This is a genomic window from Fictibacillus tiangongensis, assembly GCF_048083785.1.
Classification (GTDB): Bacteria; Bacillota; Bacilli; order Bacillales; family Fictibacillaceae; genus Fictibacillus.
In genome coordinates this window covers 858,791-873,230 of the sequence record NZ_CP182294.1, presented here as the reverse complement: position 1 = coordinate 873,230, position 14,440 = coordinate 858,791, and the positions used below count along the sequence as shown (strand labels likewise).

13 protein-coding genes and 2 pseudogenes are annotated in these 14,440 nt (G+C 38.6%); 5 read left to right on the top strand and 10 right to left on the bottom strand.

The window, feature by feature from the left end; genetic code table 11:
* Position 1: 1 nt before the first annotated feature.
* The 10 genes from ACNJYY_RS04820 to ACNJYY_RS04775 form a co-directional block, all read right to left on the bottom strand.
* The gene (locus ACNJYY_RS04820) at positions 2–442 is read right to left on the bottom strand and encodes a chemotaxis protein CheW (protein WP_416730771.1); all 441 of its coding nucleotides are present in this window, start codon (positions 440–442) and stop codon (positions 2–4) included.
* A gap of 195 nt (positions 443–637) precedes the next feature.
* Positions 638–2,386, bottom strand: a complete 1,749-nt coding sequence (locus ACNJYY_RS04815; RefSeq protein ID WP_416730770.1) for a metallophosphoesterase family protein — start codon at positions 2,384–2,386, stop codon at positions 638–640.
* A 100-nt stretch (positions 2,387–2,486) separates the two neighbouring features.
* Complete coding sequence (locus ACNJYY_RS04810) at positions 2,487–2,930, bottom strand: helix-turn-helix transcriptional regulator (protein WP_416730769.1); 444 nt, start codon at positions 2,928–2,930, stop codon at positions 2,487–2,489.
* A gap of 78 nt (positions 2,931–3,008) precedes the next feature.
* Positions 3,009–3,257 carry a hypothetical protein gene (locus ACNJYY_RS04805; RefSeq protein ID WP_416730768.1) on the bottom strand — a complete coding sequence of 83 codons (249 nt, stop codon included), beginning with the start codon at positions 3,255–3,257 and terminating at the stop codon, positions 3,009–3,011.
* Positions 3,258–3,310: 53 nt separating this feature from the next.
* Positions 3,311–5,155, bottom strand: a complete 1,845-nt coding sequence (locus ACNJYY_RS04800) for a PAS domain S-box protein (protein WP_416730767.1) — start codon at positions 5,153–5,155, stop codon at positions 3,311–3,313.
* A gap of 170 nt (positions 5,156–5,325) precedes the next feature.
* A complete protein-coding gene (locus ACNJYY_RS04795; protein ID WP_066236049.1) occupies positions 5,326–5,604 on the bottom strand; it encodes an HU family DNA-binding protein in 279 nt (92 codons plus the stop codon).
* 131 nt (positions 5,605–5,735) lie between these two features.
* Positions 5,736–6,506, bottom strand: coding sequence for an SDR family NAD(P)-dependent oxidoreductase (locus tag ACNJYY_RS04790; RefSeq protein ID WP_416730766.1), 771 nt, complete (start codon positions 6,504–6,506; stop codon positions 5,736–5,738).
* Positions 6,507–6,522: 16 nt separating this feature from the next.
* Entirely contained in the window at positions 6,523–7,443 is a 921-nt protein-coding gene (locus ACNJYY_RS04785) for a hypothetical protein (RefSeq protein ID WP_416730765.1), read from the bottom strand.
* 146 nt (positions 7,444–7,589) lie between these two features.
* The gene (locus tag ACNJYY_RS04780; RefSeq protein WP_416730764.1) at positions 7,590–10,379 is read right to left on the bottom strand and encodes a DEAD/DEAH box helicase; all 2,790 of its coding nucleotides are present in this window, start codon (positions 10,377–10,379) and stop codon (positions 7,590–7,592) included.
* A complete protein-coding gene (locus ACNJYY_RS04775) occupies positions 10,376–11,692 on the bottom strand; it encodes a hypothetical protein (protein ID WP_416730763.1) in 1,317 nt (438 codons plus the stop codon). The genes ACNJYY_RS04780 and ACNJYY_RS04775 overlap by 4 nt, the downstream gene beginning before the upstream one ends.
* Before the next feature lie 159 nt (positions 11,693–11,851).
* On the opposite strand from ACNJYY_RS04775, the gene ACNJYY_RS04770 reads away from it, so the two are divergent.
* From ACNJYY_RS04770 to ACNJYY_RS04750, 5 genes and pseudogenes are all read left to right on the top strand, one after another.
* Entirely contained in the window at positions 11,852–12,163 is a 312-nt protein-coding gene (locus ACNJYY_RS04770; RefSeq protein WP_416730762.1) for a Spo0E family sporulation regulatory protein-aspartic acid phosphatase, read from the top strand.
* Positions 12,164–12,358: 195 nt separating this feature from the next.
* On the top strand, positions 12,359–12,517 hold the full coding sequence (locus tag ACNJYY_RS04765; protein WP_197190749.1) for an aspartyl-phosphate phosphatase Spo0E family protein: 159 nt from the start codon (positions 12,359–12,361) through the stop codon (positions 12,515–12,517).
* Positions 12,518–12,662: 145 nt separating this feature from the next.
* A pseudogene (locus ACNJYY_RS04760) lies at positions 12,663–13,007 on the top strand (peptidoglycan-binding domain-containing protein); the annotation flags it as partial.
* Between the two features lie 24 nt (positions 13,008–13,031).
* Positions 13,032–13,328 (top strand): annotated as a pseudogene (locus ACNJYY_RS04755) (3D domain-containing protein); the annotation flags it as partial.
* A gap of 164 nt (positions 13,329–13,492) precedes the next feature.
* A complete protein-coding gene (locus ACNJYY_RS04750) occupies positions 13,493–14,440 on the top strand; it encodes an AAA family ATPase (RefSeq protein WP_416730761.1) in 948 nt (315 codons plus the stop codon).

Here is a 14,440-nt window from a genome sequence, read left to right as displayed (position 1 = left end):
CTTATAAATTTCTGTTGCTAAAAAGAACCGGACAATTCAGCACAATGATCAGGTGATCATCCTGCTTAGAAACACCTTTTATTAACGAATCCTCTTTTGAACGAAAACTTCCTGGTGATTGTATGGAATCTGCTTCGATATCCATAACATCGGTTGCCGCTTCCGTTAGAAGCCCTAAGAAATTTTCCTCATTCTGTAAAATAACAATTCTAGTCTGATCTGTGATCTCGGTCTTTCCTTTACCGATCAGCTGTCCAAAATCAATGATCGGAATAACGTTCCCTCTTAAATGAATGATTCCCAATACGTCTGAATGCATCTCTGGCATCGGTGTTATGTCCAGAACGCGTTCGATCGAAGCGACATGTTCGATCGGAAGGCCATATTGTTCAACACCAGCTGTTATGACAACAATCTTTAAAGTTTGAGTGCTAAGTGACATCTCACTTGCTCCTTTTCTAGGTATTTCTTCATTAAACAATAGTCATGAGTTCTCTCTATGTTTATCGGTTAAGAATTTCAAATGTTTTAGTCTCAAAAATGATAATAAATCTACTATTCATTTTTAGTGTTTCTCGAGTTTATGTACCAACAATAAAAAAAGCCTGAGCAGAAAATACTCAGGCTTTTTTCTTACTTATCTTTTTAATTCTACATTCTCTATCGTATTCGGCGGAATGGTTACCTGCACCTCTACAAACTGTTTCGAACCATATAATTGTGTTTCCACTACATTACCAACAGAAGGCGTGTAGCTGCCTTGTTTCATATAGAATGGGATATTAACAGTCAAAGATTTATTTAAACGATTCGTAACTGTAGCTGTTTGGATAACTTGAGATCCATCGTTCGGCAGTTGAAACTTATTTTCAAATGAAACAACTCCAGCTGACGTATTCCCATTTTGATATACTGGCATGGATTTATCTGGACCTTCATATACGTATGAATTGAATTTATTATCAGCTGCATTCTTCTCAAACAACCGATAGCCAACCCATGGTTTAGCTGATAATTCAATAGAAGCAGTCGTGGAATACAAAATACCGTCTTGCTCTGTAATGTTATCGATGTGTGTATGTCCATGCAAAGATAAATTAACGTTGTTCTGCTTCATTACATCAATCAGTTCATGAGACCCTTCACCATGCCATTGCTGATCGTATTTAATACCGAGCGCCTCACCTTTTATGAGCGTTGTTAAATGCTGCGGATCATGCTTAGCATCATATTCTTCCCAATACTCGTTTACATGCGGATCTGTTGACGGCCATATGTCACGATCACGCCATAACGGATTATGGTGAGAAAATAATCCTCTTACTTGCTCAGGTTGTGCACTGGTTTTATTATCTGCTAAATCTTTTTTAATCCACTCCATCTGCTCATCACGTATCTGTCCGCCCCAAGTAGGAACAGATACGGATCCGTGGCCTTGTCTATCAAACTTGTGCCAATCAAAAGAGTTGTATCCGATCATGTGAGCGTATGGTCCATAATCAAATGAGAAATATTGAGGACCGAAATATTGTTCCCAATACTTAGCACCATCCGTTAGTGTAGCATCTTGTGCATAATAATCATGGTTCCCTGGGACGATATACACAGGAACATCAAACTGCTTTAGCATGCGGTATGTTTCTTCATATTCATAGATGTATTCTTTCGGATTCATCTGACCATACATTAAATCACCAGTCATCACTACAAAATCTGGTTTTAACAAATTCACTTGTTTAATCGTTTTTTGGAGATATAACCAACGTTTCGTTCGATCTGGGTGCCACAATCCAGCTTCAGTAATATTAGCAGGATCTGCAATATTACGTGGAGAGCCAACATGAATATCCGTTAGGTGCATAAACTTAAATTTTTTCTTGAACTCTTTAACTACCTTAACCGAGTTTGGTTCATCATCTGTAATACGTGTTCCATTACCTGTATAAGAAACTCGTAGATCAAATAATTCTTCTGGAACCTCGTCAGGAATTTGTACCGTAACTTCATAAATAGAAGAGCTGTCCTTCCAATAAGAAGATCCTTTTTGCACATCTTTTACAGGAAGAGTAAATGTTCCATCAATATTCGCTGCTTCCGTTGGATTTAAAGAAACTTCCCATCCTGCAGGTACTTTATCTTTTGTATCCACCTTAATCGTCAGATCAGATCCGTTCTTTTTGATTGCCGGAGTTGACATAAGTGGATAAATAATATTTTCTACTTTTGGATCTAGTGCTAAATTAGGCACCTTATCCAAATAGTTTTCAGTGTTTCCAATCCCACCATCTTGTTTGTCTAAACCAGACAAGATGGCATGTGCTTGTCCAGCAGGTATCGTTAAAGCACCTGAGATAACAAGTGCTGTTAGCTTCATTCTCCAATTCATGTTTTACTCTCCCTTCAAAATAACTTGCATCTTGAAAGTAACAGCACAACGTAAATTTCATGTAACAGCACATTAAACATTTTATGAAACAGTTAATTTACTATATTTCTTTCAACCTCTTTCTTGCTTCATTTTCTTCAAAGGAACTATACACTCGATAATCCTTTTGATCAAGAATTCGGAAGTGCTGACTGATTACATTCTGCTGAAGCCGATAGCCTTTACGTGAATCCACTTCTTTCCACCAGACATGTCCACCCCAGGTTTTTTCTTTCGGTATCGCTACATACTCATGAACGACCAGCTCCATAACATCAAGTGGATTTCCACCTAATGCATGGTTAAGAATGTCTGAGTTTCGAAACAATGCACACATAGCAACGATTACAGTCCAGCTCGCTTTGATTCTTTCTTTTTCGATCTGCACTAACGTTTTCTTTGAAATTCCTAATATATCGGCCATCTTGTCTTGTGTATATCCAAGTTCTGTTCGAACAAGCTTGATCTTGCCTGTTAACAAGTCCACAATTTCGTCTTGTGTCATAATAAAGAGAATCTCCTTTTTATCCTTTTAGGAACATTTTACACAAAAAAACTCCTTTCAACAAAAATGAAAGGAGTTTCAGCTGTACGTATATGGTTCCCAATGAGCAAGATCATAGAGCCCAGAATTAATTCGTTTGCTCTCCGATTCCAACAATGACAATAGTTCATTAGGAAGTTCACTATGATGATGGGCTAGGTTCATCTCATCGTTTGGGGATGAGATTAATACTGTGAATAACTTCTTATTTTCCATGTTCATCCCATGAACGTGAATATAATTTAAATCCTTTACTCGATACACAAAAAAGATACGGTATTTATTCAACTCTCCCACACTCCCTTATGAACAGTGTGGTCGGATTCTTCATACATTAAACCTTATTTTGATGAAGACGGTGCAGTTGGAAGTTCGATTTCTACCTTCGTCCCTTCGTTCTCAACCGAAGAAAACTGAATAGCTCCACCATGCTCTTCCATGATCTTAAAACACACCATCAATCCTAAGCCCGTGCCCTTTTCCTTTGTTGTATAGAAGGGTTCTCCTAGGGTTTTTAAACGTTCTGCAGGAATACCACATCCCTGATCTTTCAACTCGAGAAGGACAGAATCGTTTCGAGTGCCAATCTTAATATGAATTTCTCCGTCTTTATCCATACTTTCGATCGCGTTCTTCAATAGATTGATGAAAAGCTGTTTAAGCTGATTCTCTACACCATATACAAGCGGTATGTTATCTGAAATATTTACCCAGATCTGTATGTTTTTCATGATCGCTTGCGTTTCTAGCAACCTTACAACACTATAGATCAATTCTTGGATATTCGTATGTTCGAAGCTAACCGCCTGCGGTTTAGCAACAAGCATGAGCTCACCGACGATGTCGTTGATCCGATTGAGTTCTGACTCCATGATTCTTAAATATTCTAACCGAATCACATCGTCTGCATCTGACAAAAGTTTCGTAAATCCTTTAAGTGAAGTTAACGGATTACGAATTTCGTGTGCGACTCCTGCAGCTAGCTCACCGAGAACAGAGAGCTTCTCTGATTTTAACATGAGTTCTTCTGTCTGCTTTGCTTTCGTTACATCTCTAGCAAAGGTAACTAAGCTCTCCACATGACCGTCTTTCGTCATAACCGGAACACCGCGGGCCTCTAGTAAAATCCAATCACCACTTTTATGAACCAGCCTGAACTCTGTCTGAAACGGTTCTTTTTTCACAAGAGCTCTCATGAAAAGATCAGAAAGGCTCTGTAAATCATCAGGATGGACCATTTCCAGGATAGCCCCTTTAATCTCACCGTCTTCATAGCCAAGTACAGGTAAGTGTGAAGGAGATACATATTGAATAATGCCAGATGGATCAATCACAGTAATAAGATCTGTAGAATGTTCTGCGATCAAACGATATTTCGCCTCACTTTCACGTAGAGCACGCTCTACTTTTTTCTGAGAAGTAATATCACGGTATACAATTACGAACCCCATAATTTTACCGTCCATGTCACATATGTTTGAAAAAGATGCAGATACGTCAAAAACGGTTCCGTCTTTGTGTATACGTTGTGTTTCATGAAGCGGAACGGATTGTCCTTGTTTCAATAAGTCAATGATTTCCTTCGATTCACTTTGCAGGTGTGCTGGTGTAATAACAGGATAGTCGTCATTATCCTCCGAGAAATCCTCTTCAGCCCAGCCAAACATCTGAATGAATGCATCGTTCACCTTGATGACCTCTTGCCTTGTGTTAATAATGAGAATGGCATCTGTTGTTCCTTTTAAAACTGACTCTAAAAGATCAAGAGCCACACTCAGCTCTTCTTCCTTCTGTTTATGAGGTGTAATATCACGTCCTGTGATAACCAACACTTGCGGTTTACCATCACTCGTAAAGGTAGGCTGCTTGATGAGCTCTAGCATCACTTTACGACCGCTCTTCATCATAATCCTTTCAGCTGTTTTTATCGGTTTTCTTGTTTCCCAAGCTCTCTTATCGGAAAGGCTGCATCGTTCAATTGCTTCGTATGAAAGTCTTGTCTTGAGTTCCTCAAGACTTTTTCCTTTATATTCATCGTGGTTGATTCCATAAATATTTAGAGCGAACCGGTTCGCTTCTGCCCAAGTTCCATCCGGATACCTTAAACAAACAAATTCGGGAAGGACATCGATCATTTCTTTTAAAGTGGCAACTGCAGGTAATTCGTCCTGACTTAATACTTTCATTCTATCCACCCTTTTTTACTAAAACTTTCTTAACGTCTATAGATTAAATAAAAGGGTCAATTTTCCTTTATTTTTTTGAGGATTTCGCACGTCAAATTCGTTTATTTTTCGCCTAAATATGACAAAAAGACGCTTTCCTCGAGGAAAGCGTCTTTCGTATCTGCTGACGATTAAACGGCTTTTACCGCTTCTTTTAGCGATTTACCTGGCTTGAAAGCTGGTACGTTGCTAGCTTGGATCATGATCTCTTCACCAGTAAGAGGATTACGCCCTTTTCTTGCGTTACGGTTTCTTGTCTCAAATGTTCCGAAACCGATAAGCTGCACGCTCTCACCGTTTTTCAAAGCATCTGTAATCGCATCTAGCACTGCATCAACGGCAAGCGCTGATTCCTTTTTGTTCATACTCGTTGCATTTCGAACGGCATCTACTAAATCCATCTTTTTCATTATAAGTTGCTCCCTTCAAACATTGAATGAACTGCTTGTGTAGCAACATTATTAACGAAAAAAATAGGTTTCATACAGAAAGATATAAAATTCCGAAAAATATTTATATAGTTTAATAATTCGTTTTCTAATCAGAACCCTTGAATCGTCATTCCACCATCAACAAATAGCGTTTGGCCGTTCACATAATCAGCGGCTTCACTTGCTAAAAATACTGCTGGTCCCACAAGGTCAGGTAGTTCTCCTACTCTCTTCTGCGGAGTAACAGCGAGTATATCTTGTAGATATATCTCGTCGGCTAAAAGTTTTTCTGTTAAGGGTGTCTTAAAATACCACGGTCCGATGCTGTTCACATTTATGCCGTACTGTCCCCATTCAAGAGCTAAGTTCTTTGTCATCTGTATGATCGCAGCTTTAGTAGAGGCATAGACTACGCCTGTTCGGAGAGCAACATGTCCAGCAACAGAAGAAATGGTAATGATCTTTCCTCCTCCAGCTTGCTTCATTCGTTGACCAGCTTGCTGTGAGAACCAAAAAGCTGAACGAAGGTTCGTGTGCATAATCGTATCCCATTCTTCATCAGATACGTCTAAAGCTTTTGAACGGATATTCATTCCAGCATTGTTCACAAGTATATCGACCCCAACCTGCTCTGAATCTAGTGTTTTAAAGATTCCTTTTACCTGTTCCTTGTTCGTAACGTCCGCTTCAAAAAGATACGCCTTTGTTCCTGCACTTTCGATCAACTGTGCTGTCTTTTCGAGATCAGATTGTGTTCTAGATACAATGATCACATCCGCTCCGGCTTCTGCATATCCAATCGCGATCGCTTGTCCGATCCCTCTTCCAGCACCCGTTACGAGAGCTGTTTTGCCTTTAAGTGAAAATGACGGTAAATACATATATGACCTCCTCTATTTAGTTAAAAAGTTCGGGGGAAATGATGAAATAACGGACTTGATCTGACTGATAGGCTTCGGCTCCCATCGCATTCATCGTATTGATGCTAATATGATAGGCTTGAAATTCCGTTTCTTCCTCGGTTTCAGAATTGTCTTCAGCAGTTACAGCTACTGCGGTCTTTTCAGTAATACCTGATCTCTCTATAATCCATAGAGAGCTGTTCTTATCAAGCTGAATTGCATCAGAGTTCGTAAAACTCACGTAATAGGAATCACCCTTTGGCACCATATTTTTTAAGCCATGCAGATCGAGAGCTTTAAAATAAATGCTAGGAGAAGAAATAAAGTTTGCGCGATTTACCATGTCAAGCTCTTCATCCATAACATGTGTACTTATTTGATAATTCCCATCATGCAACGAGATCCATGCATTCATATCTCGACCATCTCTATAATAAGAAGTTTCATAGTTAAACTGCCGAACTTCTCCATCGCTATTAAAGTTGATCTCCAGATTGTTTATAGCAAGCTCTCCCTCTGCATGTAGCGCTTTCTTTACCTTCTCATACTCATTATAAAAATTCATCTCATACACATTCGTTGCTGCTTTAACATGAAGCACTTCTTCATAGAAAGCTGTTACTGAGTGGTTCACAATGATGCTTGATAAAAAAGATAACACCCCAAGAGAAGCAGCCCACTTTTTTGCATCTTTATTAACGATAAGCTTAGGAAGAAAAAAGAGTAAAAAAATAGCAATACCGATAGGCAATACCAATGATTCAATGCGAAACGTAAACGTACCTAACAAAAAGTAACCGATCAGTTTCCACCCAATGTTAGATTCTTCATGAGCCGCTTTTTTCTTATAGATGAAGATTAATAATATAAGAAAAATACCCGACATACCCCAAGCTAGATACGATTCAAGCTGCATCGTTCTCCCCCTAATTTTTGGATAATAGTATAAGTTTATCAAAAAACTCGTGAAAAAGACGCTTTTATAAAATAAATTAAATCAACCGAAAATCAAGCCTACAAAAAGCACACACAAAAAAACACAGCTCACTCGCTGTGCTTTTCCTAAGATTCTACCCACTCTTTTCTTAGCGTAAATAGATCTTTTAATTCGTCTGTTGATAGTTCCGTGATCCAGTTTTCACTCTGAATTACTTTTTCTGAAAGTTCTTTTTTGCTCTCGAGCATCATATCAATCTTCTCTTCTAATGTGCCAAGCGTAATCATCTTGTGCACCGTCACGAATTTTTTTTGTCCGATACGATGTGCACGATCTGTTGCTTGATTCTCAACAGCTGGATTCCACCATCGATCGTAATGAATAACGTGATTGGCTTCGGTTAAGTTGAGACCGGTTCCGCCAGCTTTTAGAGATAAGATAAAGATCGGATGCTCTCCCTCTTGAAAACTTTCAATCATCTGGTCACGTTTATTCTTGCTCAGACTGCCATGCAAAAAGAGAACGGACCGGCCGAACTTTTTCTCCACATACTTCTTTATTAATTCCCCCATAAAGATAAACTGTGTAAAGATCAAGCACCTTTCATCTTTTTCAAGAATTGCATCGATCAATTCGATCGTTTTTGCAAATTTAACAGACTGATCCTCGAGTTTTCCTAGCTTATCATTCTTCGTATAAAGAGCGGGATGATCGCAGATTTGCTTTAATTTGCCTAACATCGCAAGTAATAATCCACGTCTTTGCATCCCTGTAACTTTTTCTAACTGCTCAAACGTATCTTGAACAAGTCTTTCGTACAGAGAAGCTTGTTCTTTTGATAATGGACAGTATTCTTTGATCTCTTGTTTCTCAGGCAGATTAAGCTGTACCGCTGGATCCATCTTCGTTCTTCGCAGCAGGAATGGTTGAACAAGCTGTTTTAACTGCTGTAAACGCAACGTATCATTGTCTTTCTCAACTGGTACTACAAATTTTTTCTGAAACGATGGTTCGCTCCCTAAATATCCTGGGTTTAAAAAGTCGAAGATCGCCCATAGCTCAAGAAGCCTGTTTTCTACAGGAGTCCCCGTTAACGCAATCTTGTGACGTCCGTTCAGCCTGCGGATACTTCTTGATTGTTTTGTATAACTGTTCTTGATGTTCTGTGCCTCATCGAGTACGATCGCTTCCCAAAACGTTTCACTCATCTCATTAAAATCAAGCTGGCATGTCGTATACGATGTGATAACAACATCGAATTTTTTGTACCACTCAGTAAATTGATCTCCTTTTTTTCGGTTCCCTCCGTAATGAAGACCTACTGATAAAGACGGTGAAAAGTTTTGAAGCTCCTTTTGCCAGTTTCCGATTACAGAAGTAGGACATACGAGTAAAAAAGTACCTTCGTGCTTTTCTTTTTCTTTCACTTTTAAGAAATAGTCAATGGTCTGCACGGTTTTCCCTAGCCCCATATCATCTGCTAAACAACCACCAAGACCGAATTCCCGGAGAAAGTACATCCATGAACTTCCTGTCTTTTGATAGTCTCTTAACGTTCCGATCAAGTTTTCAGCTTTTGGCTGAATGGGTAGTGTCTTGATCTCTGTAAGCTGATCCATCCATGCGTTCAATGGTTCATCCCACTCAATGTCAAGCATCGGTCCTTCTGACTCTATTCCTTCAAGATCTTCAGCAGGGTTGGTTTCCATGTTTAGCAGATGTTGTTCTAACACATCTTTTAGCTGTATGCCTGTACGATCCACGTTTTTAATAAGATGCCGTACTTGTTTCATCCACTCAGGATCGACTCTGTACCATTGACCGTTTCTTCGAACGAGTCTTCTGCTGCCATCAACGAGTTTTCGAAACTCTTCTTCCGTAAGCTCTTCGTCCCCCGTTGACATTCGCCAATCAAATTGCATGATTGCATTTAATCCAAGGAAAGACGGTGCACCGCCAGATTGTTGCGATTTTGTTTTAATCTTTGCTTTTACTTTCGGTTGAAGTTCTTGAACGGTTTGCCACCATGCTGGAAGGACAACGGTAAGTCCAATCTGTCTTAACAGATCGCTTTTTAGTGTCAGAAAATCCCAAGCCTCTTTTTCGGTTATCTCATTACGGATTTCTTTACGTGTATTTGGTTTTAACCATGAGATTAATTTTGTTACGAGCTCTATATCCGATTCTAACATCTCTTTAAAAGGTTTCCATTCCTCTGGGAGAAGTGTGCTCTTTCCGAGATAAGGTACCGCTATTCCATCATCTTTTTCTTGAAGAATGACGTTCAGCTTCCATATATCATCACTACCTTCAGCATCATTAGCAGGTTCAGACAGTTCAAAAATGATATCAAAGGGCTTCGGATCTTTTCTCCAGCCAATCTTAATCAGCCATTCCTCTTCATTCAAGTGATTTAAGGCGGATATAATCTGTCGAGGTACCCCCTTCATACGATCTCTGTTAAAGTTTGAAGGCAAGTAAGTACTTCCGTCATGTGGCAATGTAGAGAGAGCTTCATTCAACCAGGCCGATTCAATTCTTTCTCCATCCGTTCTCCATGCCCACACCCCTGTTTTCCATGCCTCGTAATCAGGAGTAACCTTATCTTTTTGCATCAAACGAAAGACATCGTTAGCCTCTCTTACAAAAGCCAAGGAATCTTCTTCCCAATTATTTTCCGCCAGAAAAAAGTCGGGATAACGATTAAAAAGATCGAATGCTTCCCCAGCACCCAAATAAACATTCTGATCATCATCAACATCTAGCAACGTCCCGTAAAATGAAGGCTTATGCCATGTAAATAAAAGAGGTTTCCAGTCGTTTACATGCACTCTTTTCGAATGTTTTGTGGCCCATAAAACCATGTTGCCATGAAGCCATTTCGCGTGTAGCAAAAGATTGCTTGTATCGATCATGAAATAAACTTTCCTTTCCTAAGCTCTTCCTGAAAGGCTCTAAGCCGCCCATAAACTGTAGCAATCTGATTGATATACTGTGAAAAACGTTCTTCTTCTCCAAGATCAAAATATAAAGTGCGAAGCGTTTTTAAATGCTTAATGGCGGATTGATAAGATTTTCTTGTCCTCTCATTAATAAGCCTATCGATAGCTTGATGATAGATCGGCAAAGCAGATTCTTTTTGAAAAGACACGACCTCTTTTAGATCCTTTCTTTGAATCAACTCTGGTGAGTAGCCCATGATCACTTGCAGTTCCACCCATCTCTCATGCTCACCGATCACCATCAAATACTCACCATACTCGTAGAACGTGATAGGTAAAAATTCGATCAGCATCTCTTCATACTGATCCTCATCACCTGTGTGTTGAGCGTACTTCCAAAAATAGCTTAAGTATTCATGAAAAAACTCTCGAGAATCGGAATGATAATAGTACGTACCAACACCTTCTAAGAAATATGGCTTAAGATCGAGCAGCCATAACAAGAGGCGATCCCATTCTTGTTTGTCTACCAATAACTTCATCCAAACCAGATAATGAACCATGTCTACTTTTTTCTCACACTGAGTTAATCGTTTGAAAGCAAGTTCTTCATTCCCACATGCAAAGGCAAAATGAACAAGAGCGAGTTCGAGCATTTGAGATGTTTTGCCACTCTCTTTTTCTTCTAAAAGCTGCTTTTCATATTTAGACACCCAAGCTTGTTCAATATAAAGTAACGACCAGCTGATCTGGAATAGATAAAATAGAAGATGTCCCCACCTGGGTGGAATCTCATATAAACTCTGAAAGTTTCTTAAACTTTCTTCCACAAGTTTTTTATTCTCATTTAGTAGTTTTTTGCTGTCGATCTGTTTTAATGAAATATACATTTGATCACATAGTTTCTCAACGGTAGCATCAAAGTTCGATTGCATATATGTAGCCACACCATATTGAGCTTCAAAAGAAAATAATCGGAGCAGCGTTTCAATCTGTACGTGATATTTGTATAACAACGCAATATCTTCATCAAAGAATTGTCCTGCATTTAAGAGCGCAGGGTAATAATCTCGGTAAATATGAACAAATGTATAACTCGTATCTTTTCCGTCTGCGAGATCTCGAAAGGAGACGGTTTGCAGCTTGCGTCTCTCGAATGTTTCAAACCGTTCTAAAAAATACTCTCGCCATAGTTGAACAGAATGTGTGTTTTGAACTTTTTGCTCAGGCGTTTCATAATGAACTTGAGTTTCGCCCTTATCTTTATGCTCTTCAGTTGGTTTCATTCCGTCTCCCCCCTTTCTTTTTATTACCAATTATAGCAAAATACATCTAGACTCATTCATGTATATCATATCTATTTTAAAGGAAACCGATGAAATTGACCAAAGATACACATTTAACACCTAAAACAATTCCAATTTTTACCGATAAATTTAAGTGAAGTGTCTCATAAAGACTTTTACAAGCATGAACCAACAGATAAGATATATGAAAAGAAGTTCCGTGGAGTTAAGTTTATCTTTAATGATATGCTAGTCAATTGCCATAGAGACTTCTTAGTCGTTACATCCGGAAAGGAAGAACTACGTATAATAGAAAAAAGTATTCAAGAACGAATCCTCCTATTAAGAGAAGAATTATATCGAAACTCAAATCAACTAAACTATGAACTAACACACCCTAAACTGGTCACAATAAGCCAACAACTCGACCAATTATTAAATCAGTACGCTAGAATCCAACAAAAAGCATAATAAGCGGCCTATATCCAGGTCGTTTTTTATTTTAGAAGACCTTCCATCTCCTAGGTTCTCAATTCGACATACAACCCCGTCGCTATGTAGATTTTTGTAACATTATCACTTTTTTAGACGAAACCCTTTTTCTTTTTGTGAATTTATTGCATATTAAGTGAAGACAAAATCTCTCATGAAAGTTGTGAATGAAACATGTTATTGCAATTAATTGAGGAAAAACGTGAAGTATTGTTATGTCTTGGCAAAACATATGGTTTAACTGCTAAAGAAACAGTAATCTGCAGTCAGGAATTAGATCAGTTATTGAATCGCTTAGATGATTTTATTGGTGAGCCTAGCGATAACTCGTAATTTTTGTCTATTTCCTGGGAAATTTGTCGTTTAAAAACCTTATTCTCTACTGTTTCCTATCGAACATCAAGGATATCTATTAAATTCCATAATTACCTATTATTATATGAAAATAGTAATGTAATCTTTTTGTTATCTTCTCCTAATGAGTTTGTTACATTTGATTAGTATAATTGGCAACCGAGGCGTATTTAACCAATTATACATATTAGGAGGAGTTATCATGATAAAAAAATGGGTAATTACAGGGGCTCTGGCATTCGGATTGCTCGTTTCTGCTCCCGTTAGTGGATTTGCAGCAATGGGGGATCACACTCTCCGACCGGGTACTTGGGACAATGACGTATATGAACTTCAAGGAAAATTAAAAGCGCTAGGATTCTATGATTTTGCTGTAACAACAGGCTATTATGGTCCCGTTACTAAACAAGCCGTAACAGACTATCAACGAGCTAAGAGCTTATCAGTAGACGGTATTGCTGGACCTCAAACGTTTAACAGCATTCAAAATAACGTTACAAAAAAGAGTATGACTGTTTCTGCGACTGCCTATACGGCAAGTTGTGAAGGCTGCAGCGGTACAACTTTCAATGGCACAAACCTAAAAGAAATTCCTTATGCAAAAGTAATCGCTGTTGATCCAAACGTTATTCCTATCGGATCTGTTGTTTATGTTCCTGGTTATGGTTATGCTGTGGCTGACGATACTGGTGGTGGAATCGATGGTAAAGAGATTGATGTATTTATGAAAAACTATTCTGACGCCGTTAATTGGGGAAGAAAAAGCGTAAATATTACCATTTTAAACTAAATGAGATGATGTCACAGTACTTCATCTATTCTTCGCTCACAGCTTTAAAATAAGCTGTGAGTTTTTTTATGTTTACATTAATTTCAAAAATATTACATTTTTTATTTTCTAAATATTATAATAATGATAAAGTTAAATTAACATTTTTGAGAGGATGTACATTCATGAACATGAAGGATAAGATGACAATTATTAAAAATGCAATAGCTGAAGTGTTAACAGGAAAAGAAGAACTTGTTGAATTAACAATGATATCGATCGTCAATAAAGGTCATTTACTCTTAGAAGATGTTCCCGGAACAGGAAAAACTGTGCTTGCTAAAAGCCTCGCCCGATTAATAGGTGGAGAATTTAAAAGAATTCAGTTCACCCCAGATATCCTTCCAGCTGATATTACCGGTATACAATTCTTTCATCCGAAGCATCAAGAGTTTGAGCTGCGTCCCGGTCCGGTTATGACTAACATCTTATTAGCAGATGAAATCAACCGGGCTACACCTCGAGCTCAATCTAGTCTATTAGAAGTGATGGAAGAAAGACAAGTGACGATCGACGGTGAAACCCTTCCCCTTCCATCTCCTTTCTTAGTTCTAGCAACACAGAACCCTATAGAATCTCACGGAACATTCCCACTTCCTGAGGCTCAGCTTGATCGTTTTTTTATGAAACTGCCGTCTGGTTTTCCAAACTACGATCAAGAAAAAGAAATGCTTCACATGTATCGTAAAAATAACCCACAAGATTCTTTAGAACCTGTCTTCACTTTAGAAGATATATTAGTCATGCAAGAAGAAGTAAAGCACATTCATGTTAGTGATAGTATTGAGCATTATCTACTATCCATCGTTCACGCGACCCGCAGTCATGAATTTATTGAGAACGGTGTGTCTCCTCGTGGTACCCTTGCCTTCATGAGAGCTGCTCAAGGTGCTGCTTATGTACAAGGAAGAACGTTCGTTACTCCAGACGATGTCCAATTCGTAGCTCCTTATGTATTAACTCACCGACTAGTATTAACGATGGAAGGAACGATGAGAAAAACGAAAGATCAATTGTTACATGAGATCCTTGAAGCAATTATTGTCCCTGTAGAGTCTGAGGCAGGTAGATAA